The sequence below is a fragment of the Actinomyces howellii genome, from assembly GCF_900637165.1.
Lineage (GTDB): Bacteria > Actinomycetota > Actinomycetes > Actinomycetales > Actinomycetaceae > Actinomyces > Actinomyces howellii.
This window is the reverse complement of record NZ_LR134350.1, coordinates 1,877,562-1,902,718: the sequence shown is the minus strand read 5'-3', so window position 1 is coordinate 1,902,718 and position 25,157 is coordinate 1,877,562. Positions and strand designations below refer to the sequence as shown.

At 72.2% G+C, this 25,157-nt stretch carries 18 protein-coding genes; 10 read left to right on the top strand and 8 right to left on the bottom strand.

The window, feature by feature from the left end; genetic code table 11:
• Window positions 1–297 precede the first annotated feature (297 nt).
• Window positions 298–1,056 carry a siderophore-interacting protein gene (locus EL245_RS08050; RefSeq protein WP_126382672.1) on the bottom strand — a complete coding sequence of 253 codons (759 nt, stop codon included), beginning with the start codon at window positions 1,054–1,056 and terminating at the stop codon, window positions 298–300.
• 629 nt (window positions 1,057–1,685) lie between these two features.
• Here EL245_RS08050 and EL245_RS08045 point away from each other — a divergent pair.
• From EL245_RS08045 to EL245_RS08030, 4 genes are all read left to right on the top strand, one after another.
• Entirely contained in the window at window positions 1,686–2,435 is a 750-nt protein-coding gene (locus tag EL245_RS08045) for an ABC transporter ATP-binding protein (RefSeq protein WP_126382671.1), read from the top strand.
• The gene (locus tag EL245_RS13860) at window positions 2,432–4,147 is read left to right on the top strand and encodes a hypothetical protein (protein ID WP_126382670.1); all 1,716 of its coding nucleotides are present in this window, start codon (window positions 2,432–2,434) and stop codon (window positions 4,145–4,147) included. The genes EL245_RS08045 and EL245_RS13860 overlap by 4 nt, the downstream gene beginning before the upstream one ends.
• A 241-nt stretch (window positions 4,148–4,388) precedes the next feature.
• Window positions 4,389–4,601, top strand: coding sequence for a hypothetical protein (locus EL245_RS08035; protein WP_126382669.1), 213 nt, complete (start codon window positions 4,389–4,391; stop codon window positions 4,599–4,601).
• A gap of 10 nt (window positions 4,602–4,611) precedes the next feature.
• Window positions 4,612–6,741: a hypothetical protein gene (locus tag EL245_RS08030; protein WP_126382668.1), complete on the top strand. Its 2,130-nt coding sequence runs from the start codon at window positions 4,612–4,614 to the stop codon at window positions 6,739–6,741.
• Between the two features lie 206 nt (window positions 6,742–6,947).
• Here the strand turns inward: EL245_RS08030 and EL245_RS08025 are convergent, their stop codons facing one another.
• Window positions 6,948–7,355: a phage holin family protein gene (locus EL245_RS08025; RefSeq protein WP_126382667.1), complete on the bottom strand. Its 408-nt coding sequence runs from the start codon at window positions 7,353–7,355 to the stop codon at window positions 6,948–6,950.
• Window positions 7,356–7,581: 226 nt separating this feature from the next.
• Here EL245_RS08025 and hisC point away from each other — a divergent pair, with 226 nt between their 5' ends.
• On the top strand, window positions 7,582–8,673 hold the full coding sequence (gene hisC / locus EL245_RS08020; RefSeq protein WP_126382666.1) for a histidinol-phosphate transaminase: 1,092 nt from the start codon (window positions 7,582–7,584) through the stop codon (window positions 8,671–8,673).
• Between the two features lie 177 nt (window positions 8,674–8,850).
• Here the strand turns inward: hisC and EL245_RS08015 are convergent, their stop codons facing one another.
• The 6 genes from EL245_RS08015 to pgm form a co-directional block, all read right to left on the bottom strand.
• Window positions 8,851–10,005 carry a YwiC-like family protein gene (locus EL245_RS08015; protein ID WP_232009665.1) on the bottom strand — a complete coding sequence of 385 codons (1,155 nt, stop codon included), beginning with the start codon at window positions 10,003–10,005 and terminating at the stop codon, window positions 8,851–8,853.
• A 271-nt stretch (window positions 10,006–10,276) separates the two neighbouring features.
• Window positions 10,277–12,445: a hypothetical protein gene (locus EL245_RS08010; protein WP_126382664.1), complete on the bottom strand. Its 2,169-nt coding sequence runs from the start codon at window positions 12,443–12,445 to the stop codon at window positions 10,277–10,279.
• 28 nt (window positions 12,446–12,473) lie between these two features.
• Window positions 12,474–13,778, bottom strand: coding sequence for a hypothetical protein (locus EL245_RS08005; RefSeq protein ID WP_126382663.1), 1,305 nt, complete (start codon window positions 13,776–13,778; stop codon window positions 12,474–12,476).
• Window positions 13,775–15,754 carry a hypothetical protein gene (locus EL245_RS08000; protein ID WP_126382662.1) on the bottom strand — a complete coding sequence of 660 codons (1,980 nt, stop codon included), beginning with the start codon at window positions 15,752–15,754 and terminating at the stop codon, window positions 13,775–13,777. The genes EL245_RS08005 and EL245_RS08000 overlap by 4 nt, the downstream gene beginning before the upstream one ends.
• Before the next feature lie 56 nt (window positions 15,755–15,810).
• Window positions 15,811–16,914, bottom strand: coding sequence for a hypothetical protein (locus EL245_RS07995; RefSeq protein WP_161512779.1), 1,104 nt, complete (start codon window positions 16,912–16,914; stop codon window positions 15,811–15,813).
• Window positions 16,915–17,540: 626 nt separating this feature from the next.
• Window positions 17,541–19,220, bottom strand: a complete 1,680-nt coding sequence (gene pgm / locus EL245_RS07990; RefSeq protein WP_126382660.1) for a phosphoglucomutase (alpha-D-glucose-1,6-bisphosphate-dependent) — start codon at window positions 19,218–19,220, stop codon at window positions 17,541–17,543.
• A 245-nt stretch (window positions 19,221–19,465) separates the two neighbouring features.
• Between pgm and EL245_RS07985 the strand changes: the two genes are divergently transcribed.
• The 5 genes from EL245_RS07985 to EL245_RS07965 all read left to right on the top strand — a co-directional run bounded on the left by EL245_RS07985 (window position 19,466) and on the right by EL245_RS07965 (window position 24,593).
• Complete coding sequence (locus EL245_RS07985; RefSeq protein ID WP_126382659.1) at window positions 19,466–19,861, top strand: Rid family detoxifying hydrolase; 396 nt, start codon at window positions 19,466–19,468, stop codon at window positions 19,859–19,861.
• A gap of 402 nt (window positions 19,862–20,263) precedes the next feature.
• Window positions 20,264–20,719 carry a helix-turn-helix domain-containing protein gene (locus tag EL245_RS07980; RefSeq protein WP_126382658.1) on the top strand — a complete coding sequence of 152 codons (456 nt, stop codon included), beginning with the start codon at window positions 20,264–20,266 and terminating at the stop codon, window positions 20,717–20,719.
• Complete coding sequence (locus EL245_RS07975; protein WP_164719441.1) at window positions 20,719–22,065, top strand: IS256 family transposase; 1,347 nt, start codon at window positions 20,719–20,721, stop codon at window positions 22,063–22,065. Before EL245_RS07980 ends, EL245_RS07975 begins: the two co-directional genes overlap by 1 nt.
• 78 nt (window positions 22,066–22,143) lie before the next feature.
• Window positions 22,144–22,737, top strand: coding sequence for an IS30 family transposase (locus EL245_RS07970; protein WP_164719462.1), 594 nt, complete (start codon window positions 22,144–22,146; stop codon window positions 22,735–22,737).
• A gap of 272 nt (window positions 22,738–23,009) precedes the next feature.
• On the top strand, window positions 23,010–24,593 hold the full coding sequence (locus EL245_RS07965) for a DUF5129 domain-containing protein (protein WP_126382656.1): 1,584 nt from the start codon (window positions 23,010–23,012) through the stop codon (window positions 24,591–24,593).
• Window positions 24,594–25,157: the final 564 nt, after the last annotated feature.

Here is a 25,157-nt window from a genome sequence, read left to right as displayed (position 1 = left end):
GGACTTATGACACCCCGAGATCGGGACTTATGACACCTCGAGATCGGGACATATGGCACCTCGAGATCGGGAGAAATGGCACCTCGAGATCGGGACATACGGCACCCCGAGATCGGGACATATGGCACCCCGAGATCGGGACTTATGACACCTCGAGATCGGGACTTATGGCACCGCGAGATCGGGAGAAATGGCGCCTCGAGATCGGGACTTATGGCACACCCGTTCCCTGCGCGTCGAGGCGCGCGGGCCGCACTCGTACGCGGCGGTCCCTGAGCCAGCCCCGTGGTCTCGGCCTCAGCCCGGTTGCGCGGGGCCGCTCGTGCCCATGGCCTTGCCCTGCACCCAGTAGGCCTGGTGCTGGATCGACCTGCGCGGAACACCTGCGTTGAGAAGACGGCTCCTGACCGCGCGTGTCGTCCCGCTGCCCATCGCCACCCACGCCCAGCTTGGCGTCCCGGCGTCGGCGAGCACCTCACTGACCGCGGCGAGAACTCGCTCCTGCCCGCCTCCGGGGTCGACAAGCGTGAGAGTGTGCGAGCCGGTGCCCGGTGACACCCCCGGTGGCAGGTGGCCCGCCTGCGCGGCCAGGACCACCTGCGTCTGGCAGCCGGCCGGAGCGTGGGACAGCGCCTCAGCGACCGCGGGAGCGGAGGCGCCGTCGCCGACGAGCAGCACACTGTCGTCCTCCCGGGGCGGCCGGTAGCTCGTCCCGCCCAGGAGCTGGACCGGGACCGTGTCCCCGGGCTCAGCAGTCCGAGCCCATCGTGAGGCGGGTCCCGACGGCGTGTGGTGCAGGAACAGGATCCTCGCCGTCGCCGTGGCGCGATCCACGCGGGTCAGGGTGTAGGCGCGCTGGTGCTCCCGGCCGCCCTCGGGGATCCACATCCGCACCCAGGTGGTCGGTGGCAGCGTGGCGGCGGAGGCGCCCAGAAGGGTCGGGCAGCGGACCGTGACCTCCGTGTACGGGGGCAGCTCGCGCACCTCTGTGACGGCGAGCACGTGCTCGGGGGCGCGCAGCAGCCTGAGCACCGCGCCCTGGACTCCTCTAGGCATTGCAGCCCTCCTGACTTCCCCGGACGCCCTCCCTGGTGAGTAAGGTAAACCTTACTCACCAGGAACTGACCTCTCAAGGCTCCTGACCGCTGCCCTGACACCCGGCTGTACACCATTTGCAGCGCGTGACGCACCACGACCATGACGGTGAAGGAGGAGGGCCATGACGCCTGGACCGGTCGGTTGTGGTTCGGTCGCCCGGGCGCGGTCCTGGCGGGGCCGTCGTAGGTCTTTGCCCGCCTGGGCTCGTGGACCCGGACTGCACGCGGTGGGGTCGTGCCGATCCTTCTACTTGTAGGTCTGGCAGGATCACTCGGAGACCCGCACCGTCACCCCTCGACCGGTCATGTGACTCTCGACCGGGCTTTCGCTGTCACATAGACGGTCGACAGTCACATGACCGGTCGACGGAGCGGCGGGTGAGGCGCGCGGGCGGGGGCTCAGTGAGAAGACCAGCCTCGACGTACCACTTCCCCCGATCTCGGGGTGTCACTTCCCCCGATCTCGGGGTGTCACTTCCCCCGATCTCGAGGTGTCATTAGTCCCGATCTCGCGGTGAGGGGGAGGTGCGAGGTGCGGGATCGGCCACCGCTTCCTGGGCTCCCGCGCCCCAGGGGTACGATGCCCGCATGGGCAGCGCTGCGAGTCCGGCGGTCGAGGTCGAGGACCTGAGCAAGACCTTCGGCAGGGGGCGGCGAGCCGTGCGCGCCCTGGACGGTCTGGACCTTCGTGTCGACCCCGGGGAGGTCGTCGGCTTCCTGGGGCCCAACGGCGCGGGCAAGACCACGACGATCCGGATCCTGCTGGGCATGATCCGTGCCGGCTCCGGGACGGCGCGCGTCCTGGGCGCCGACCCCTGGTCCGACGCGGTACGCATCCACCGCCGCCTGGCCCACGTGCCCGCTCGCACCGCCCTGTGGCCCTCACTGACCGGCGCCCAGGCCCTCGACGCGCTGGAGGGTCTTCGGGGCCTGACCGGCCCGGCCCCCCGCCGCTCCGAGCTCATCGAGCGCCTCGACCTCGACCCCAGCCGACGCATCCGCTCCTACTCGACGGGCAACCTCCAGAAGGTCGCCCTCGTCGCCGCCTTCTCGGTGGACACCGAGCTGCTCGTCCTCGACGAGCCCACCACCGGCCTGGACCCGCTCATGGAGGAGGTCTTCCGCCAGCTCGTGCGCGAGGCCGCCGGGCGGGGCACCGCGGTCCTGCTGTCGAGTCACGTCCTGTCCGAGGTGACGGCCCTGGCCTCGCGCGCCACGATCGTCCTGCGCGGCCGCGCCGTCGACGACCTCGCCCTGACACCGGGCACCGACCTAGAGTCCGTCTTCCTGTCCCACGCCCGCACAGCGGCGGGCACCGACGCCGGGACCGGCGCATGAGCCCGGCCGAGCCGGGCGGGGCCGAGGAGCCGGGCGGGGCCGACACCCAGCCCTTCGTCGTCGGGGACCGGCTCGCCGAGCTCCTGGCCCTGGCCGCGCTCGCCAGGGCGATGCTCCTGCGCGAGCTGCGCGGCCTGCTCGTGTGGGTCCTGGGCATGGGCGCCCTGTGCTGGTACTCCGTGGACGCCCTGTCCAGGAGCTACCGCACCGAGGAGCTGCGCCTGGCCGCCGGCGTCATGGAACGCACCCCGAGCATGGCGGCCTTCACCGGACCGGGCCACGGCATGGAGGCGGTGGCCGACGGCGTCGCCCCGAGCCTGGCGGCGCTCGTCGCCAACGAGCTCCTCGTCTACGTCGCCCTGGGGCTGGCGGTGCTCGCGATCGTCCTGGTCGTGCGGCACACCCGCGCCACCGAGGAGTCAGGTCAGGCGGGGCTCGTGCGCGCTGGCGCCCTGAGGCCCGGGGCCGAGGCCTGGGTCGTGCTGCTCGTGCTCGATATCTGCCTGACCGCCGTGGGCCTGGGGGTCTGGGCAGGGCTCGTCCTGGGGGGCCTGGGCGCATCGGGGGCCCTGGCCATGACGGCGGGGTCGGTGGGGGTCGGGCTGTGCCTGGGGGCCGCGGCGCTCCTGGCCGCCCAGACCGCGCCCTCGGCGCGCTCGGCCCGGGGCGCTGCCCTCCTCGCGCTGCTCGCGGCCTTCAGCCTGCGCGCCGTCGGTGACGTCCTGCACTCCCTGGGGCAGCCGGGGGCCTGGCTGTCCCTCCTGTCCCCCATCGGCTGGGCCCAGGCGATGCGTCCCTGGACCGGGGAGGCCTGGGGCTGGGCCGTGGTCCTCGTCGTCGTCGCCGACGGCGTCGCCCTCCTCGCGCTGGCCCTGGCCGCCCGGCGTGACCTCGACTCACCGGTGGTTGCCTGGCCGAGCCGGCCCGGCCTGGGACGGCCCGGCCCGCGCGGCCCGTGGACCCTGGCCCTGCGCGTCCAGGCGAGCGCTGCGGCGTGGTGGGTGGTGGGGGCGGTGGCCATGGCGGCCCTCTACGGTTGCCTGACCGGCTCCCTCGAGGGGTCCTTGGGCACGATCGTGCAGGAGTCGGAGTACCTCGCGGCCTTCCTCGGGGGCGGCTTCGCGGCGCGCAGCTACGTGTCGCTCGTCCTCACCTTCCTGGCGCTCGTCGCGGCGGGGGCCGGTGTGGCGGTTATGGGCTCGGCGTGGCGCGACGAGCTGGCCGGGCGCGCTCAGGCTCTTGTCGCTGCCCCGCGCCCCCGCGGCCAGCGGGTGCTCACGGCTGCGCTGGCCGCTGCGGTCGGCAGCCTGGCGACCCTCGTCGCGGGGGCCGCCTGCCTCGGGCTGACGAGCGCGGCGACGACGGGGCAGCGGGAACTGGCCCTCGACAGCCTCCTCGCCGCGTTCGGAGCGTGGCCGGCCTGCCTCGCGCTTATCGGCGCGGGAGCCCTGGCCACCGGCCTCGGCAGGGCCGTGGGCCCAGTGGCGTGGGGGCTGTTCGCCTGGACGGCCATGCTCACGCTCCTGGCCGACCTGCTCGACCTTCCCCAGTGGCTGAGGGACCTGTCCGTGCTCGAGCACGTGCCGCAGGTCCTCACCCTCGGGCACGCCTCACCGTCACTGAGCTGGACCGGCGCACTGGTCCTGACCGGGCTCGCGGCCGTGCTGCTGTCCGCCGGCGCCTGGCTCGCCGGTCGCCGCGACCTGGCGTAGACGACGCCGGGCGGACCGCCCTCCTGTCGGGTCGGTCGAGGCCGGTGGGGACAGCCGGGGGTCTCGGTGGGCCTGGGGCGGGCCGCCTTCGCGCCCGACCGGCCGGGGCGGGCCGACCGACGGCCCGCCTCCCCTCCTGCCCCGGGGCGAGGTGCTCCACAAGGGCGGTTCGTGCACCCCTGCGTGCGCCGCGTCCACAGGGCCCCAGCGGTGGGAGCGCGGGGTCTCCTACCGTCGAGCCATGACCGCCACACACATCTCTTTCGCACGGGACGACGCCGAGACAGGGGTCTCGATGGTGCCGACCCTCATCCCCCTGGGGTGGACCGGCCTGGCGGCCTCCGCCTGCCAGACCGACCTCGACGACGCCCACGTCCTCCTCGGAGGGCTCGACGCGCTTCTGACCGCCGCCTACGACGCAGCCGCCGCGGTGGACGACGCGGCCGCCGACTGAGGGGGACCCCATGAGCCCCTCGCAGCAGGTAGCCGACCCCACGCCCGAGCCTCCCCCCGAGCCGGCGGAGCGCCCCGTGTCCTCCGCCACGCCGTCGTCGGCCCCCGCGGACCCCTCCGAGCCGGCGGGAAGCGCCGGGATCTGCCGCCCGGGGCAGCTCATGTGGCCGGGCATGCAGGAGGGGACCAAGGTCTTCGTCTCCGGGGGCGCCTACTCGGTGAGCACCGAGGACCTGGACGACTTCGCCTCCACGCTCACCACCGCGGCGCAGTGGCTCGAGGACGCCTCCGTCCACGCCGGGGCCGCCCTGGCGGGGGTGCGTGACGCCGTGGCCGGCGACCAGGTGAGCCTCGGAGGGTCGCTGGCCCCCGGTGCGGGCGCGCAGGAGTCATCGGCCGCGGTCTCTCCCGCGACCGGCATCATGCCGTGGGCCGTCGCAGGGGCCATCCATCCTGCCTTCTACACCTTGCTCAACCTCGCGGTGTCTCCCTTGCTGACTGTCCCTACCGCGCAGCCGCTCACACAGCTGGCCTTCGAGCTGCGGCGCCTGACGGCGATCACCCAGATCGAGACCCTGACAGGCTCCCTCGACGAGTGCGCCGCCGCCCTGCACGACCTCGCGTCCCAGGTCTCGGCGGCCTCCGAGACCTACGGCGTCGCGGAGAGCGCGGCCGGAACCACCCCAACAGCCATCAGCATGTGGCTCAGCGCCGCGCGCCTCCTGGGGTACAGCCCCGGGTGGAAGACAGCCAGCTCGCTCCTCGCGCTGGCGGGGGTCATCACCCGCGCCCTGGGCCTCACGGGACCCGGCCTGGCCTCTGAGGACCAGGCGGCCGTGGTGCAGAACGCCCAGGTCCTCCTCCAGGACGCCGACCTGGCGGACTGGGTCGCGGAGGACCTCACCGTCCTCGTCATCCTGGCAGGTCTCGGAGCCCGGGCCCAGGGGCCCGTGTCTCCCACGATCGAGCAGTACCTGGCTGGGATCGCCGAGGACATCGACGAGCCGATCAGCCGCAAGCTCCCCGACCAGGTGCAGGTCGGCTCCAGGATGGTCGAGACCTCCTCGCTCACCCCGATGCAGCGCGTCGCCTACTACCTGGCGATGCTCTCGGAGTCCACGGGCGAGGACTGGCACGGCCGGAGGACCGGCGTGACGGTCACCCCCCGCGGGGGGCAGGGCATGACCGTCCCCCCTGGGGTGGAGGACCCCTTCGGCCTGGGGACGACGGTGACCGCCATGGGCGCCGAGGACTGGAGAAGGGGCCGGACGGTGACGGGAGGGACCTTCGCGCGGTCGGGCCACGCCCGCAGTGCGGACAGCGCGGGGGACCCGCTCACGCTGGACTCCGTCTCCGGCCTCATCGAGTACGCCGACTCCGTCAAGGCGACCGACTCCGACAGCGGGGCGATCTCCATCCTGCGCACCACCCACGAGGACGGGACGAACTCCTGGGTCGTCGTCATCCCCGGCACGAGCGACTGGGGCGTGGGCAGCTCCAACCCCCAGGACCAGCTCACCAACTTCGAGGCGGTCTCGGGACGCCCGACGGACATGGAGGCCGCCGTCGTCACCGCGATGCGGCAGGCGGGCATCCAGCCCGGCGAGCCGGTGGGGCTCTACGGACACTCCCAGGGAGGGGCCACGGCGGTCAACATCGCCTCCGACCCGGCCATCGCCGAGCAGTTCGACATCACGAGCGTCCTGACCGCCGGGGCCCCCACCGCAGGAGCGGTCCTGCCCTCGGACGTCACGGCGGTGCACGTCGAGGACGTCCGGGACTCCGTGCCCGCCCTGGACGGGGCGCTCACCCCGCGCACGACCTCACGCACGGTGGTCACGATCGACTCCAACGACTCGGGCATCGAGGGCAACCCGCACGGGCAGTCCGTCTACGCCCAGACCACCGAGGGCATGGCGGGGCACCCGAGCATCGACGAGTACAACGAGGGGCTCGCGGCCCTGACGGGGGTCGGGGAGGACGGAGCGCAGACCACGGAGATGATCTTCGACATCACCCGCGAGTCCGCCGGAGTCCCCGACGATCCCCCCGTGGATCCCCCCACCTATCCCCCCGGCTCCTACCTTCCCGGGGCCCCTCTGGGGCAGTACTATCCCTACCCCGCGAACCCGTCCCCGTAGGTCGGCGCGTGGCGCGTTGAGGCCGGGGGCGGCGGTCGGACGGGTGCTCCTGGCCTCGGGGACCCCGGGTGCTCCTGGCCTCGGGGACCCCGGGCCGCCGCGTCGGGGACGGCCCGTGGACCCGGGGCCGGTGGCCCGGGGGAATGGACCCGTGACCCCGGGGCGTGGCCGGGGCCGGTGGCCCCGCGGCGCGGCCGGGGCCGGTCTCACTCCTCCTTCGGACCCAGGACGCTCACGATGAGGGACGAGACGACCGAGATGACGAGCGATCCGATGACAGCGGTCCCGAAGGACCCGACGTGTAGGCCGAGCGCCACCCCGGCCTCGGCGCCCACACCCACGAGCGCGTCGGTGATGCGGCTGGTGAGCAGGAGCATCGCCCCGTTGACCACGAGCGCGAACAGCCCGAAGGTGAGGACGTACAGCGGGAAGGCGACGAAGCGCGCCACCGGCTTGACCAGCGAGTTGACCAGCGCCAGGACGAGGCCGACGACGAGCAGGTTGGCGATCATAAGAAGTGTCGAGGGCGCTCCGGGCACGCTCATCCCGTCGAGCAGGACGACGGCGAGCCACAGTCCGGCAGCGTTCCCGATGGTGCGCACGATGAACTCCATGGACTCATCCTGTCAGGTCCTCCTGTGCCGGTGCTGTGGGTGCGGTCCCGCTGCACCCCGCCGGCCGGGGCCTTCGGCGTTCCAGCCGAGCTCCCGGGGCCGGGCGTCGGGCCCCGTAGGGCCCGCACGGCCTCGCCCAGCTCCGCACGGTCCCGCCGGGCCCCGCCCAGCCCCGCCGGGGCCCGCACGGCCTCGGGCCACCCGGAGCCGGTGGGAGGATGGGGGCATGAGCGCCCCCTCGACCCCCGTACGCATCCGCCCCTCCGTGGCCAGCCTCCCCTCCTACGTCCCGGGCGCCCGGCCCGGCAGCCAGGAGGTCGCCAAGCTCTCGAGCAACGAGCTGCCCTTCGCGGTCCAGGCCCCGGTGCTCGCCGCCCTCACCGAGGCCGCCGCCGGCGTCAACCGCTACCCGGAGATGACCGGTCAGACTCTCGTGGAGGCCCTCGCCTCCCTCCACGGCCTGAGCCCCGAGCAGGTGGTCGTCGGCAACGGCTCCGTGGCCCTCATCCAGCACCTGCTCGACACGGTCTGCGAGCCGGGGGACGAGGTCGTCATGCCCTGGCGCTCCTTCGAGGCCTACCCGATCTGCGCCGCGGTCGCCGGGGCCGAGCCCGTCACGGTGCCGCTGACCCAGGCCGCCCGCCACGACGTCCCCGCCATGATCGCAGCCGTGACACCGCGCACCCGCGCGGTCCTGGCCTGCACCCCCAACAACCCCACGGGGCCTGCCCTCAGCCGGGCAGAGCTGAGGGGCCTGGTCGAGGGCGTGCCCGGGCACGTCGTCGTGCTCGTCGACGAGGCCTACCTCGACTTCGTCACCGACTCGCGTGTCGGCGACGCCCTCGGACTCCTGGAGCACCACCCGAACCTCGTCGTGGCGCGCACCTTCTCCAAGGCCCACGCCCTGGCCGGCATGCGGGTCGGCTACCTCATGGGCGAGCCCGGCCTCATCGGCGCGGTGCGCTCGGTCTCGACGCCCTTCGGTGTCGGCCTGCCCTCCCAGGCGGCGGCGCTGGCCGCCCTCGCTCCGCAGGCGCGCGCCGAGACCGCCCGCAGGTCGGCCGCCGTCGCCGCCGAGCGCGACCGCGTCGTGGCCGCTCTGCGCGCTGACGGCTGGGAGGTCCCCGACGCCCAGGGCAACTTCTTCTGGCTCGGGGTCGGCGGGCGCGCCGAGGACCTCGCCGCGCACTTCGCCGGGGCCGGCCTGCTCGTGCGGCCCTTCAGGAACGAGGGGGTGCGGGTGAGCGTCGGCACCCCGGCCGAGAACGACCGGGTGCTCGCCGCAGCCGCCGCCTACCCCCACCGGGGCGCGGTCTGAGGCGACCGGCCTCGCACCGCCCTCGCGCCCGCAGGGCGCCTGCCGCAGGGGCTCTCCGGGTACGGGGCGCCGGGCGCACGGGGAGGTGCCGACTCGAGCCGGGATGTGTCCGGGACTCGCGGGCCGGGCGCCGGGCGCACGGGGAGGTAGTCGACCTCGTCAGGGACTGTGACGTCCTCAGGAGACGGCGACCGTGACGAGGAGCAGGACGCACATGACGATCTCAACGACCCCCATGACGCCCGGGCGCAGCGGACGGTGCCGGGACCGGGCGAGGTGCCACTGGATGAGCGGCATGACGAGGGAGCGCACCGCCAGAACCACCCACAGGGCCGCAAGCGCCCAGGACACGTAGCCGCCGACAGCCAGCCACGCCGTGAGCGCTGCCACCGCGGCGTGGGCCAGGACGGTGCCGACGAGCAGGGGGATGTTGAAGCGCTCGCGGATCATCGCCTTGATGTAGGGCACGGTCCCGCAGAAGTAGGCAGCCGTCAGCGCGGTGACGAGCCACGTCCACGCCCAGCCGGTCAGCTCCCCGTTGGGGCTCGCGCCGGGCAGCCCCGGCGTCCCGCCCGTGCCGAGGAAGCCCCCTGCGCCGTCGACCGCGGCGCTGTAGGTGACCGCCGCCATGAGGCTCGCGGCGGCGGTCGTGGCCAGGCCCGAGGCGAGGGAGCGCTCGTGCCCGCGCCACACCTGGTGGACGGCCACGGCGAACAGCGGCGCCAGCGGCACCGCCCACTGGATGAGGTAGGGCGCCGCGATGACGGTGAGCAGGGCGAGCATCGCCGTCCACGCCGTGTACACGCCCAGCGGCAGCACGAGCAGGGCGCGCCGGCCCGCCGAGCGGGTGCGCAGCCACTGCGACCAGGCCCAGTAGGCGAAGTAGGCGCCCCACCAGGCGGGCAGGAGCAGGAGGTTGACCCAGCTCACTCCGCCGACGACCCAGCCCATGACCGGCGGCAGGACGAGCATGGACCAGGCGCCGTGCTGCCTGGGCACCCAGGCGCGCCTGCCCGGTTGGCGGCGGATCTCCTCCTGGGTGGGACGTGGCCTGCGCTCGGGCGGGCCCTGACGGGCCGAGGAGGGGCGCACCCGCTCACCGGTGGCCAGGAGACGGTCGTCCTCGGGGCCCGGGCGCGACTGCTGGTGGGGGATCGCGGCGCGCTCGCGGCCGCCTCCCGCCCCGCCCGGGCCTGGCCCACCCGGCCCGGCTGCGTCTCCTGGGCCGTCCGCGGCAGAGGCGGGCGAGACCGCCGAGGGGCCCGCGCCGGGCTCGCCGGACACGTACTCGACGTGGCGCTCGGAAGGATCGGAGGGACGCTGCTGAGTCACGACAGCGAGCCTAGCCAACGAGGTACCCGGTGCCGGGTACCGGACGGTGCGGTGGCAGGTACCGGACGGTGCGGTGCCGGGTACCGGACGGTGCGGTGGCCCTGTCAGGACGCTTCGTGTGTCACGATCTGCCGCAAAATGCTGGGCGGGTGGGCAGTGCGGTGCGGACGCTGGCGGAATCATGCGGAATGTCCGGCAGGCGTCTGTCAGGGCGACGTGATTTGCGGCAGATTGTGACAGGGCGACCCGTGTGGGCGGCCCTGGTGGCCCGTCAGGAGGAGGCGCCCGGTACGCCGTAGAGGCGGTAGGTGTCGTTCCAGTCGGTCGCATCGAGGCTGGGCGTCGTCTGGAGGACGATGACCGCCACCCCTGGCGAGCTGAGCGCCCTGTACGGGGCGTCGTCCGTCTTCGCCCCGCACAGGTCGTGGGGCCCTGCGGGGAGCTGGTTGCTCAGGACACTCTCCTCGGGCTCGCCGGTCGCGGGGTCGAGGCTGACGGGGATCGTCGTGGCTGCGCCCCCGTCACCGGGCTGGATGCGCAGCGCCGGGGCCACCGCCTCCCCGAGGTCGAGGAGGGTTCCTCCGATCGTGGCTGCGGCCAGCCCCGGGGTCCGTTCCGGGGGCGTGACCGTCATCGTGTCGAGGTCGAGAACCGCTTGGACCATGGAGGTCGTCTCCCACCCGCAGTCTCTGTATCTCATTTCGAAGCCCGGATCGTCCGGGACGCCCGTGGGCAGGACGACGAAGTCCTGCACCGCGACCGAGGCGGCCTCGTTGGCGCCGACGGTGCGGCCCAGGTCGACCCTGTCGTCGGGAACCCCTGGGACCCCGGCCAGGGCGTCGAGGCTAGCCGCCTGCGCGGGCCAGCCCTCCGCGGCGGACCCCGTCGAGCTGGTGTAGAGGCCGACCCATCCGTCGACGACCAGCGGTTCGAGGTCGTCGTGAGCCATCACGCCGGTGACGCGCGCGCCGGCGCTCGGGTCGGTGTCCGGGACCACATGGAGGTCCACGGTCGTCCCCACGATGTCGGTGTCTGTACTGTCGACCGACAGGATGAAGGAGGCGTGGCCGGCGGGGCCCGAGTAGGAGTCCGGGAACCCCTCCCATTCCTCGCCGGATCCTGAGGTGCTCTCACCGCCCATGCGCCACAGCTCCGCGCCGGTGCTCAGGGAGTAGGCGGTCTCACCGCACAGGACGGCGCTGTCGGTCAGCTGGACGCCTCCGTCGACGAGGAGGTGCTCCCCGGTGACCTCGCCGGTCAGGGAGTCGATGGTCAGGACCACCGTCGTCTCCTCGTCGAGGAGCACGTCGTCCCCTGGCCCCTCGACCCTCACGGCGAGGTACCGGCGGTCGGGACTGGTCACGATGAAGGGGGAGTAGCGGCTGATGCGTGTGAGTGAGGAGCGGAAGGAGGCGAAGCTGGCGCCTTCCCGCTCCAGGGTCCACGCGGTGGACCCGTCCCGGGGATCGAGGGCGGTCAGGCCACCAGGGGTGAGCATGATCGGCCCTGCGGCGCCCGCAGCGACGTCGAGCAGGTCCGGGACGTCCAGGCTCCATCCCGCCTCGGGGGCGAGGACGCCCGGCACGGGCAGCGGGTCGGGGAGAGCCTGCTCGGTCGTGAGCCGGTTGGGGGTCTCGGGCCACGCGTGCGTGATGGCGGCGGCGGTCCCCAGCACGAGGCTCGGGGTCAGCGCGACGGCGACCAGACCCGGGCGGGCCCAGCCGGTGGCACCGTGCAGGGGGCGGCGCAGGTGACGCAGGGGCCACCTGCCCGGTGGGGGCGCCGGGACGAGCCGGGAGCGGGTGCGGTAGACCAGGCGCAGGAGCAGGTCGGTGACGAGGAACGTCCCGGTCCCCACGATCCCGATGAGGACGGCGAGCAGCTCGGCGAGGTCCACGCTGGAGTACCGGTGGACCTCCCACCACACCCGAGCCACGTGCACCGACCCGATGGCGGCGCAGGCGATGACGACGACGACCAGGACCGAGTAGAACACAGTGATCCAGCGCACTGCGGCTGGGGTGTCGTGGAATTCTTTTCCGTCGGCAGGCCGCCACGCGACGAACAGCCCCAGGAACCAGGCGGCCGCAGCGATCGGGATGACAGGAGCCCTCGGCACGAGGGCCTCACGGTCGATCGGCAGGCCGCTGCCCCACAGCACGCTGAGCCCGTAGGCCACGGCGAGTGCGAGGAGGCAGCCCAGCCGCAGCGCCCTCAGCGTCCTGACCGCGAGATGGCCGCGGACTGAGGGCGCAGTGGGCGACAGGACGTCCGCAGGCTCCCGGCCGCCCGTCCTGTCGCCGGTCGTGCGGTCGCCCGAGGTGCCCTTCCTGTCGCCGGTCGTGCGGTCGCCCGAGGCGGCGGCGCCGCCGTCGGCACCGCCGCCGACAGCCGTCAGGGAGTCAGCGCCCTCACGGGCGTCGTTCAGCTCGTCACTCATCGTGTCGTTCCTGTCGTGACTCAGGGGCTTACTGATCGTCGAGGGACTCGGGGGAGGCCGAGACGGTGACCGCCTTGGGGGCCTCGTCCGGGTACTCGAACCGCACCGAGATCGGTTGACCGTCGTGGATCTGGCCCTCGCCGTCTCCTGGTCCTGCGATCCAGCCCGTCGGGGTGGCGCGCACTCTCAGCGTCCCGTCGGCGTCGGTGTCCTCGGCGGTCGCCGTGCTCAGGAGGAGACCGGGTGCGGTGGGCAGGGTGATCCTCGTGGCTTCTCGCCCGGTGATCTCAACGGAGGTGCCGGTGGCCGGGTCGAGCACCTCGCGCCGGGTGGACAGCCAGGCGACATCCTGCTCAGCGGCGCCACTGGTGTTGATGACGGGGTTGATGAGGGGTGAGGCTGCGGCGGGGTCGATGTACCGCTCGACCCGTCCCGCGCTGTGGATGCGGTAGACCGAGGCGATGGTCTCGATGACCCGGCCGCTGGTCGTCATGCGGGTGATGGTGGTCGCGGCGCAGTTGGCCATCGAGCAGGTCCCCAGGTCCACGGGTGACAGGAGGACGGAGTCGGTGGTCGAGCCGGCCAGCCACAGGTCGGTGCGGACGCTCGTCGGCTCGGCCCTGGGATCGGTGAGAGAGGCAGCCAGGAGCCGGCCGCTGCCCGCCGGGACGGTGTCCTGAGCGGTCTGGACGACGAGCTCGGTGTCGGTGAGCGCCTGGTTGAGGACGAGGCCGCTGACCTCGACGACGCGCGCGGTGTCGCCGGTCGCGGTGTCGAGGACGACGAAGGTCGTCCGGCTGTCGGCGGGCGCCGCGTAGTCGTTGGCCTTGAGCTGGAGCGAGACGTGCCGGCCGTCCGGGCTGACCACGACGGCGCCCGCGCCATAGGCGTACCACGGGGAGACGCCGACGTACTCGTGCTGGCTGCCTTGAGCACGGTACGTGTTCAACGGGCTCTCCAGCCCGCTGTTGATGGAGACGCTCCACAGCAGCCTCCCGGTCCCCGCCTCCAGACAGGCCACGATCGTGCTCCACGAGGCCAGGTCCTCATGGTCCGGTCTGTCGGTCAGGACGACGATGGGCCCCGACGGGGTGGGCACGGTGCTCCCGACGTGATCCCGGGACTCCATCTCCAGCTCCACCTCCCAGGTGCCTGAGCCCGAGTCGGTGGTCCGCGTGATGAGCGCCGAGGCGCCGGGCCCGGGCCCGACCTGCGCCTCGAGAGGAGGCCCCGGAGTCGGTGCCCCCTCGGGAACGGGGTCGGCTGCGCAGGCGGTGAGGACCGTGAGGCTGAGCACGGTGGCGAACAGTCTGCGGATCGGTGCGGATCTCATCGGCTCTGCCCCACGAGGCCGTAGAGGATGTGCGCGTTCTCCGGGTACCGGCCGGCATCGAGGGCGATGACGATGACCCCCGGGGCGCTCATCGCAGCCGCGCAGTCATCCAGGTACCCCCAGCCGCTGATCTGCTGGGGGGAGCAGCCGCCGAAGCGCGCGGCGTTCACGACCGTGGTCGGGTCGATCCGCAGGCGGACGGGCGGGCTGCCGTCAGCCAGCTCGACCGTGACCCAGCGGGTGACCTCGGCGTTGTCGACCGTGCGTGTCGTCCCCAGGCGGGCTGCCGCCAGGCCCGGGTACTGGTCACCGGGGGAGACCGCGCCCGTGATCGTGTCGAGGACCGCGCCGACCCACAGGCCCGTGGTGGCCGGGCGCCCCTCGACTCCGGCGGCGGTCACGGGGGCGAGGGTCACGAGCGTTCCGGCGGCGGTCGAGGCCGCTCCGTGGATGCCGGGGGCCTGGCCCAGCGGGATCGTTCGGCTGCTCCCGTCGGCACCGGAGGCGAGCTCGTCGAGGTTGACCGCCTGCATGTCCCAGCCGGGTACGACGTCGTCCTTCCCGTCGTAGCCCTGGATCACCGGTGCCCCGGCCGAGTACTGACCTGTCCAGCCGTCAACGACGACGACGCTGTCGGCGGCGGGGTCGACGGCGACGTGAGGCACCTCGGTCGTCGCGGTCGGGTCCCCCTCGGGGACCAGGGTGAGGGTCGCGTTCGTCGTCAGGGACGAGCCGTTGTCCTCGTAGTCGACGTCGACGATGAGCGTCGAGTGCCCGGCCGGACCGGAGTAGGCCACGGGACCGGTCCAGTCGTCGGGGTCCTGAGGCTCGGGGTCCTCGTCCTGCTCCGGGCGGGGCAGGCTCCACAGGGTGCGCCCGTCGTCGAGGGACACGGCGTCGTAGCCGTCGAGGAGCACCGAGTCGGTCAGCTGGAGCGTGTCGAGGGTGGTGCTCTCGCGCTCGAGAACGACCTCCCCGGTCACGGCGTCCAGGACGACGGTCACGATGGTCCTCATGTCGAGGACCTTGACGTAGTCGGCGATGCGCAGGGCGAGGTGGCGGGCATCGGGTGAGACAACGAGAAGAACCTCCTCGTTCTCGGTGATCCTGGGCCTGAGATCCGTGAAGGACGCCCCCGGGCGCGTGTACCTCCAGCGTGTCGTGCCGTCGTCCGGGTTGAGGGCCTCCACCTCGCCGTCACGCACGAGAATCGGTCCGGCAGCGCCGGCTGCCATGGCGAGCAGGCCGTCGGTCCGGTAGGTCCAGGAGACCTCGGTGGCCGGGATCGTCGGGCGCTGCGGCAGCTCGGCCTGGGGCACGGGGGAGGCGATCACCTGGTTGACGGGCCGGAGGGCGGCCGTGGGCAGTGTCGCGGCGAGGAGGAAGACGACCACCGGCAGGGCCGTGGCGGTCGCGGTCACCCACCTCCGAGGCCCACCGGTGCCGCCGGGCCCCTGCGCCTGCCCGGGCTCCTCCGGGAGCGGCTCGCGCAGAGGCCTCCAGCGGGCGGGGTCGTTCGGGTCAGTGCGCCCGATCCCGGTGCTCCTGCGCAGGTGGAGCAGGAGGATGTCGAGGGTGATGAGGGCGATCACCCCGGTCGTCGTCGCGGCGACGACGAGCAGGACGGGCACGTCGACGCTTGACTCCCGGTAGGACTCCCACCAGGCGCCCAGGACGGCCCGGACGACGCGAAGTCCCGGGAGGGCGGTGAGCAGGATGCCGATGACCGTCCCCACCCGCCGCAGGTCGTCCTGCAGCCTGGCGACGGCCCACACGAAGCCGATCCACAGGCCGGTGATGACGATGTTGACGTTGTTGCCCTCGAGGTCGGGGGCGGAGCTCGGCCAGGTGAGCACGAGCAGGACGACGAGGGCCGCGACGGCGATGAGCGCTCCCAGGCGCAGGGCGCGCACGACCCGGGCCGCGTGGGCGGCACGTCCGCGCGGGTGACGGGGGAGGTGGGCTGGGTCAGGCATCGTGGGGGGTCTCCGGTTGTCGGACGCGGCTGAATCGGCGGTGCTCGGGCGGGTGCTCACCGGCTGAAGGCCTCGAGGCCCTCGGTGTGGGGTCGGCCGTCGTCGGCGGCGCTCAGCCACAGGACCGGGGTGGACGTGGCCGCGGGGTCTCCTTCGTCGTCGGCGGGCTGGGAGACGAGGAGCCCCGGGCCGGTGGGCAGGGCGGTGGGCTCCACGTCCATGCCGGTGACGTCGACGGTGGCGCCGGAGTCGAGGTCGAGGACCTCGCGTCCCAGGGCCGCCCGGGCGTTCCGGTCCCGCTCCTCCCGGTCTTTGGTGCTGTCCTCGACGGCGAGGTCGACGGCCGCGGAGGGGTCGGTGAAGCGCTTGACCCAACCGCCCGGGTAGACACGCTCGACACCGGGGATCGTCTCCAGGACCGTGCCCTCGGTGCTCATCCGGGTGACGGCCATCGGGCCGCAAGGGTCCAAACGGCAGTCGTTCGCGGCGCGCCGCGGTGAGAGCAGGACCGAGCCGTCGGCCGACCCGACGAGCCACTGGTCGGCGGGCAGGGTCGTGGGTGCCGCTGAGGTGTCGGTCAGGGGCGCGATGGTCAGCGTGCCCTCGAGCGCGGGGTTGACGTCCTGGGCGGTCTGGACGACGAGCGCGTCGTTGGTGAGCACCTGCCCCAGGACGTACCCGGAGACCTCGATGGTGCGGACCATCCGACCGCTCGCGGCGTCCAGGACCACGATCCCGCTGCGCTGGTCGGTGACGTACCAGCCGTCGTCGTCGAGCTCGAGCGCTGGGCAGGTGACCATCGCGATGTGGCGGCCGTCAGGACTGACGACGGCCGGGCCGAAGGCCTCCGAGAGATAGAAGTCCATGCCGAGGTGGTACTCGCCATACAGGCCGGTGGGCGGCGGGCAGGACGAGGAGAGATGGACGGCGGGCGTGAGCTCCACCACCCACTGAAGGCTGTCGTCCACGGCGTCCCGGCTGACCACGGCGCTCGAGCAGACCTCGGTCTCCTCGTCGCAGTCGGTGACGACATCAATGCTGCCGCCCGCGGTGGGTAGCAGGTGAAGCAGGTCGCTGTCGTGGTTCCCGGACGGGAGGGACTGCACCTGCGTGACCGTCACGGCCTGCTCAGGGCCCTTCGCCTGGGTGCAGGCACTCACGGGGAGGACGAGGGCCGCGAGGCACACGAGGGCCGCTGCGCGGCGTCCGTGGGCAGGAAGCCGTCGGGGGGTGCCGTCGCGGGCCGGTCCGGGTGACCGGGGCGATCTGGGCGACCGGGACAGCGGCCTGGTGGCACGGTGGTGGAGCGAGGTGCGGTCCGGTCCTTCAGGGGGGTCTGCGGCAGGGAGCGGAGACATGGGACTATCTTCGCTAACACACGGTGATCTTGTCGAGACCTATCGGCGCCTATCTTCATGGATGACAGGTCGTCGTCAACACCGTAAGCGCAGTCGACATGACAAGAGCTGCTCGTCGATTGCTGAGTCGATGTCGGGACCGTCGGCGATCGGGGCATGAGACTCGGCCGATTGCGGCGCAACGCCCCTCCCGAGCCTGCGCGCACGGCGCGCGGGGCCCGACGGTCCTGCGCAGGGCTGCGCAGCCCTGCGCGGGGCTCGGTCGGGGCTCGTGCGGAGCTCGTGCGGGGCTGCTCCACCGCGCCCCGGCCCGGCTCGCCCCGGCTCGCCCCGCCCTGGACCGGCTGGGTGCGGTGGCCAGCCGGCACCCGGCCTGCACCCGGCCTGCACCCGGCCGGTGTGAGGGCGGGTGCAGGCCGGCCGCGGTCCTAGGAGCCCAGGGCAGCGGAGACGACCTTCTTGGCCTCCTCCTGGACGAGAGCCAGGTGCTCCTCGCCCTTGAAGGACTCGGCGTAGATCTTGTAGACGTCCTCGGTGCCCGAGGGGCGGGCGGCGAACCAGGCGTTGGCGGTGGTGACCTTGAGGCCCCCGATGGGGGCGTCGTTGCCGGGGGCGCGCACGAGGCGGGCGGTGATCGGCTCCCCGGCGAGCTCGGTGGCCGTGACGTCCTCGGGCGACAGGGCGCCGAGCTTGGCCTTCTCCTCCTTGGTGGCCGCGGCGTCGATGCGCGCGTAGGCCGAGGCGCCGAAGCGCTCGACCTGCTCGACGTGCAGCTGGGAGGGGGTCTTCCCGGTCACGGCGATGATCTCGCTGGCCAGCAGCGCCAGGATGATGCCGTCCTTGTCGGTGGACCACACGGTGCCGTCCTTGCGCAGGAAGGAGGCTCCGGCGCTCTCCTCGCCGCCGAATCCCACCGAGCCGTCGAGCAGCCCGGGCACGAAGTACTTGAAGCCCACCGGGACCTCGATGAGCTCGCGGCCCATCGCGGCCACCACCCGGTCGATGAGGGAGGAGGACACGAGCGTCTTGCCCACGGCTGCGCCGGCGGGCCAGCCGGGACGGTGGGTGAAGAGGTACTCGATGGCGACCGCGAGGTAGTGGTTGGGGTTCATGAGCCCGTCAGGGGTGACGATGCCGTGGCGGTCGGAGTCGGCGTCGTTGCCCGTGGCGACGTCGTAGGGCGTGCGGCCCTCGGCGTCGGGCGTCATGGCGCCGCGCAGCGAGGCCATGGCGTAGGGGGAGGAGCAGTCCATGCGGATCTTGCCGTCCCAGTCCAGGGTCATGAAGGGCCAGGCGGGGTCGGCCTTGGGGTTGACTACCGTCAGCTCCAGGCCGTAGCGCTCGCCGATCGCGCCCCAGTAGTCCAGCGAGGCCCCGCCCAGCGGGTCCGCGCCGATGCGCACCCCCGCCTCGCGGATGGCGTCCATGTCGACGACGTTCTCGAGGTCGGCGACGTAGGTCTCGAGGTAGTCGTGCTTGATGACGTAGTTGCCGTCAAGCGCCTCGGCGATGGGGACACGGGGCACGTCCTGCCAGCCGTCGGCGAGGAGCTCGTTGGCGCGGGCCGCGATCCAGCCGGTGGCGTCGGAGTCCGCCGGGCCGCCGTGGGGCGGGTTGTACTTGAAGCCGCCGTCGCGCGGGGGGTTGTGCGAGGGGGTGACGACGATGCCGTCGGCCAGGCCCGGGCCGGAGGTGCGCACGCCCTCGGGGGTCGTGGCGCCGTTGGCCAGGAGGATGGAGTGCGAGACGGCGGGGGTGGGGGTGTAGGAGCCCCGGGAGTCCACGGCGGTGGTCACGCCGGCGCCGGAGAGCACCTCGATGGCGGTGCGCCAGGCGGGCTCGGACAGGGCGTGGGTGTCGCGGCCGATGTAGAGCACCCCGTCAGTGCCCTGGCTCCGGCGGTACTCGACGATGGCGGCGGTCGTGGCCACGATATGGGCCTCGTTGAAGGCGGTGTCCAGGGAGGAGCCGCGGTGCCCGGAGGTGCCGAACACGACCTTCTGGGCGGGGACGGAGGGGTCGGGGACGAGCTCGTAGTAGGCGTTGACGACCTCGTCGACGTCGATGAGGTCTTCTGGCTGGGCGGGGAGTCCTGCTCGTGAGTGCATTCCGCCAGTGTGTCATCCGTCACTGAGGATGTCCTGGGAGTCCCGGTAGGTGGACAGGCTGGGCTCAGGGGGCGGCCGACTGGCTGGGTCCTGACGCGGCTGCGGGCCGCGGGTGGAGGCGCCGGTGCGGGTCACGGGTGGAGGCGCCGGTGCGGGTCGCGGGTGGAGGCGCCGCCTGCCGATACGCTGGTCGGAGCCGGCGCCCCGACCGGGGCCAGCGCGAGAACCACAGCGAAGGAGCCCCCATGCCCACTGCCGTGTCCACCACCGGCGCGCCCGCCGCCGTCGGCCCCTACTCTCAGGGGGTCTCCACCGGCGACGAGCCCGGGTCCCTCATCTTCGTCTCCGGGCAGGTCCCGCTCGACCCGTCCACCGGGACCCTTGTCGACGGCGACGTCGCCGCACAGGCGCAGCGCGTGCTCACCAACGTGGGCGCCGTCCTCGAGGCGGCGGGCCTGGGGTACGGCGACGTCGTCAAGACCACCGTCCTGCTCGCCGACATCGCCGACTTCGCCGCGGTCAACGAGGTCTACGCCCGCTTCTTCACGGGGCCGGTCCTGCCGGCGCGCGCCGCCTTCGCCGTCGCCGCCCTGCCCCTGGGGGCCCGGGTCGAGATCGAGGCCGTCGCCCAGCGCCCCTGACCCTCCCCCTCCCCCTCTCCCTCTCTCCGCGAGATCGGGACTAATGACACCTCGAGATCGGGACTAATGACACCTCGAGATCGGGACTAATGGCACCTCGAGATCGGGAGAAATGGGGTGGTTTCAGGTGGTGAGTGCAATGGGTGGTGCTTGGGAGAGGGGCTGGTTGTGGTGCGTGGGGTGTGGCCTGGTGTGGTTCGCGATGGTGTGCGGGAGCTGATCGAGTCGGGTTGGTTGGCTCGCGAGGCGGGGGCTTGTTTCTCGGTGCCTCAGTCCACGGTGTCGGACTGGTGCAGGCTGTGGGGTATGAGGATGCGGCACGGGGCCAGGGAGGGCGGGATGGTCGGGACGACCAGGCCTGCTGGGCGTGGTCGGGGCGGGTCGGGGGACGGGTTCGAGGTGATGGTCCGGGGTACCGGGCACGGCAGGCGTCTGGGGGCTCAGGGGCGCGGCGCGATCGCTGCGGGCCTGGCCAGGGGTGATTCCCTGGCCTCGATCGCCCGGTTCCTGGGGGTGGCTGTCTCCACGGTCAGCCGCGAGGTCGCTGCCGGCGGGGGCCGGCAGGCCTACGACCCCCAGGCCCGCCACGCCCAGGCCCGGGCCGCCAGGGCACGGCCCAAGGCGCGTGTGCTGGACTCCAACGACCAGCTGCGGGCCCTGGTGGTCCAGGGCCTGAGACAGCGGTGGTCGCCCCAGCAGATCAGCCGCCGTCTGGCTGCGGACCACCCCGAGCGCGATGATCTTCGTGTGAGCCACGAGACGATCTACCAGTCCCTGTACGTCCAGGGCCGAGGGACGCTGCGCGCCGAGCTGGGGGGCGTGTTCAATGGTCTGTGTAAGCCCTCTTTGAAGGACTGATGACTGTGACTGATGAGAAGACTGGTCCTGCTGGTGGGCGGGGCGTGGTTGAGGATCTTGTTGCCTCGGGTGGCTTGGACGGGTTGTTCGAGCGGATCGACTCGGGTGAGGTGGGGTTGACGGGCGCCGACGGGCTGCTGCCGGCCCTGCTCAAGGAGGCCCTGGAGCGGGGTCTGCAGGCTGAGCTGACGGAGCATCTTGGCTACGACAAGGGCGAGCAGGCGCCGGTGGCTCGTGGCAACGCCCGCAACGGCACCACGGTCAAGACGATCAGCTCTGAGGTCGGCTCGTTCGAGATCGAGGTCCCCCGCGACAGGGCCGGCAGCTTCACGCCGCGGCTGGTCAGGAAGGGGCAGCGGCGGATGGACGGTCTGGACTCGATGATCATCAGCCTGTACGCCGGTGGTATGACGGTGCGCGAGATCCGCCACCACCTGGAGTCCACGCTCGGTGTGGAGCTGTCGGTGGGGACGATCAGCAGGATCACGGACGCCGTGGCCGAGGCGGTCCTGGACTGGCAGCGCCGCCCGCTGGAGGAGTTCTACCCGGTGGTCTACCTCGACGCGATCCGCGTCAAGGTCCGCGTCGACCACAGGGTCACCACCCGCTCGGCCCACATCGCCGTGGGTGTGGACATGGACGGGATCAAGCACGTCCTGGGTATCTGGGTCCAGGCCGAGGAGGGCGCCTCGTTCTGGGCGCACGTGTGCGCCGAGCTGGCCAACAGGGGCGTCAAGGACGTGCTGATCGTGTGCTGTGACGGGCTGACCGGCCTGCCCGAGGCGATCGAGGCGACCTGGCCCGACTCCATGGTCCAGACCTGCGTGGTGCACCTGATCCGTGCCTCCATGAGGTTCGTGGCCTACCAGGACCGTAAGAAGGTCGCCGCTGCTCTCAAGCAGGTCTACGCCGCCCCCAGTGAGGAGGCCGCCCTGGAGGCCCTGGCGGCCTTCAGCAGCTCTCCCCTGGGGGACAAGTACCCCGAGACGGTGGCGACCTGGGACAGGGCGTGGGAGCGTTTCACCCCGTTCCTGGCGTTCCCGCCGATGCTGCGCCGGGTCATCTACACGACCAACAGCATCGAGTCGCTCAACTACCAGCTACGCAAGATCTCCAAGAACCGGGGCCACTTCCCCAGCGACGAGGCCGCTGTCAAGCTGCTGTGGCTGGCGATCTGCAACATCGAGGACAAGCGGGCACGAGAACGCGACAAGGACAGGAACCTGCCCGCGGACAAGCGCAAGGCCAAGCCACGCGTGGTCGAGGGCCGGATCACCACCAACTGGAAACAAGCCCTCGCCCAGCTCGCCACCGCCTACCCCGACCGAATCAACCCCCACCTCTGAACAACCCGCTTACACAAAAAACTTGACAGGCCCGAGCTGGGCCGTCACTACAGGCTGCGTACCGGGCGGAGTCGGCGCGTGCCACGCTCGGCCCTGGCCGGGCCCCTGGCCTCCAGGCCCTGGCTGGCCGACGCGCGTATCAGCACCCGCCCGGCCCAGGTCGCCGACCGGGCCGTGCCAGGCCACTGGGAGGGCGACCTGGTCATGGGCGCGGGCAACCGCACCGCGATGATCACCCTGGTCGAACGCACCACCCGCCTGGTCCTGATCGCCCCGCTGCTGACCGACCACACCGCCACCACCGTGGCCACGGTGCTGGAGACCATGATCAAGGGCCTGCCCCGCTCCATGGCCCGGTCCCTGACCTGGGACCAGGGCGGCGAGATGGCCCAGGTCGCCCGCTTCAGGACCGCCACCAACCTCGAGGTGTACTTCTGCGACCCCCACAGCCCCTGGCAACGAGGAACCAACGAGAACACCAACGGCCTGATCCGCGAGTTCTTCCCCAAAGGCACCGACCTGTCGACCTACCCCCTCCACGCCTTCGAACAGGCCCAGCACCTCCTCAACACCCGCCCCCGCCAGACCCTAGACTGGGCCACACCCGCAGAAGCCTTCAACAGGCTCCTGCAGAAAACAGAACACGACACCACCATTGCACTCACCACCTGAAACCACCTGACACCTTGAGATCGGGACATATGACACGCAGGGGCGGCAGCGCGGGCACCTCCGGTTCGCCGCATCTGGCACCCCGTCGTCGGACGTACCAGATGCGGCGAACTCGAGGTGCCATGAGTCCCGATCTCGGTGAGGTGCGCGTGGACAGGTGGGGGAGGGGGCGGAGTAGTTGCGTGGGTAGGAGTGCCCGGGGCTGAGTGTCTCCGCAGGTGGCGTGGTCCACTAGGCTGGCGGCACCTGATCACGATGCGGAAGGCGGGTCCATGCAGTCCGGCGAAGTCATCCAGTCTCTCGGGGGTACCCGTGCGGTCCTCAGCCTGAGCGCCAAGGTCCTGACCTGCCTGGCCCTCATCGCCTCTCTCCCCCTCATGGCCCTGCAGCCCTTCGGGGCTCGCCACAAACCCACGGTGGAGGTTCACGACGAGGCCGGCGTCCTCCAGGTCGAGGCGGTCCAGGAGTCCCTGGCCTCGCTGGAGTTCCGCGACGAGGTCGACCTCGAGGTCCTCACGATGCCCCGTGTCGACGCCACCGAGAACTTCAACGCCGCCGTGCTGGAGTGGGCGCGGATCAACGAGCCGGACTGGATCAGCGCCGCCGACCCCAACTACTGGGCCGATGGGCTCGTCGTCCTCGCTGTCTCGCCGGAGGGGCGCTGGGTGGGCACCTACTTCGGTGAGGACGTCAAGGTCGGCCTGTCGATCCAGGAGGAGATCCAGGAGGCGGGCAAGGACTCCTTCCGTATCGGGGACTGGGCGGGCGGCCTGGAGCAGATGGCGGAGAAGTCGGCTGAGGTCGTCGGTCGCCCTGTGCAGGGGGTGTTCGAGCGCATCGTCCTCCCCACGGTCGCGATGGCCGGAGGAGTCGGGTGGCTCATCGCGCTCGTCGCTGGGAGGAACACGGCACGGCGGCGTTTCGCTGCCGCCCAGCGCCACTACTCCTCGGTGACCGGCGACTGGGAGTCGACCGAGCTTCTGGCGCGCACGATCCCGGCCGACGAGCCGCACGGTGCCCAGGTGCTCGTCCGCTTCGAGTGGTTCCAGAAGCGGTACCACGAGCTGACCGCCGCCTTCAACGAGTTCGGCAGTCCGCGCGGCGCGGCCTGGTTCGCCAGGGGGATGCCCAGCCGTGCCAAGGATCTCGAGGGTCGCGCCAGCGAGCTGGACTCCCTGGACGACACGATCGCCCATGCCTCGGCGCTGCTCACGATGTCGTCGACCTGGCCCGAGGCCTGGGAGAACGAGAAGGGGCCGGTCCTGGAGGACTTGGCCTCCATGGACACGATGCTCGACTCTGTTGACGACCACGGCGTGGGCCTGAGCACCTCGGGGGAGCGGTCCTGGGTGAGTGCTCAGCGTCAGCGGCTCGACATGACGACGGCCGCGCTCCAGGCGCGTGAGACGACGCCGTCGGCGGCCCTCGACACCCTCGATGAGATGTCGAACGAGATCCGTCAGCGCGTGCGCGACCTGGCCAAGCGCGCCCTGGACGCCGACACCTCCGCCGACGCCGAGGAGCGGCGCAGGCGTTACCGGGACTCCTCCGAGGCCGACCTCCAGCGTGCCGTCTACTCCGGCGTCTGGCTGTCGTCGTCGGGCCGCGGGACGTACTCGCCGTCCTCGACGATCCGGCTCAACCCCTCCTCCGCAGGGGGATCGGCTGACGGGCTGCCCGCTGGGGCGGGGTCCTCGTCGAGCTTCATCCCCGTGGCGGGGCTGGTGACCGGGTACTCCTCGGCCTCGTCCTACACGGCGCCGTCGTCGTCGTACTCCTCGTCCTCCTTCGGCGGCGGGGGCGGGTCCTACGGCGGGGGTGGCTTCTCCGGGGCCGGATCCAGCTCGCAGTTCTGAGTCGTGGCGGCCCGGCTGGACGGCGGGGTGCCACTCGTCCCGATCGTGGGGAGCCGGGAGGCTGTCGGACGGGCGATGCGGCGATCTCGCGGTGTCATGGGTCCCGATCGGGCTCCCGGAGCGGCAGGCCCACGCCCCGACGACGGTGTGATGCACATAACAGGCGGGTGGCGGTCGGAGGCCCGTGTCGGGAATCGTTGGAATGACCCCGATTCTCTCGGCTGGTCCTTGTGGTGGAGGCGGTGGTGGGGGTCTGAGATGTGCAACGGTCCCTGCGACGCACACGGGGAGGCCCTCCGCCTGGTACAAGACGATCATTCTTTGGCTCAATCACGGGCACCCATCCGGGTCGCGAGGATAGTTTATGTGTGCACCACCCCCGGCACCTGGTCAGCGCACACCCCCAGGTGTCCTGGACCTGCCTCGGCCAGGTCCGGGCCGTCCTGGCCTGGCTCGTCGGTCCAGCCCAACCCGGCCCGGCTTGGCCCGGCCCTGACGTGGCGGACCCGGCAGACACGGACCCCCACCCCCGCAGCCGGCTACCCCACGGCGTGCCACGGAGAC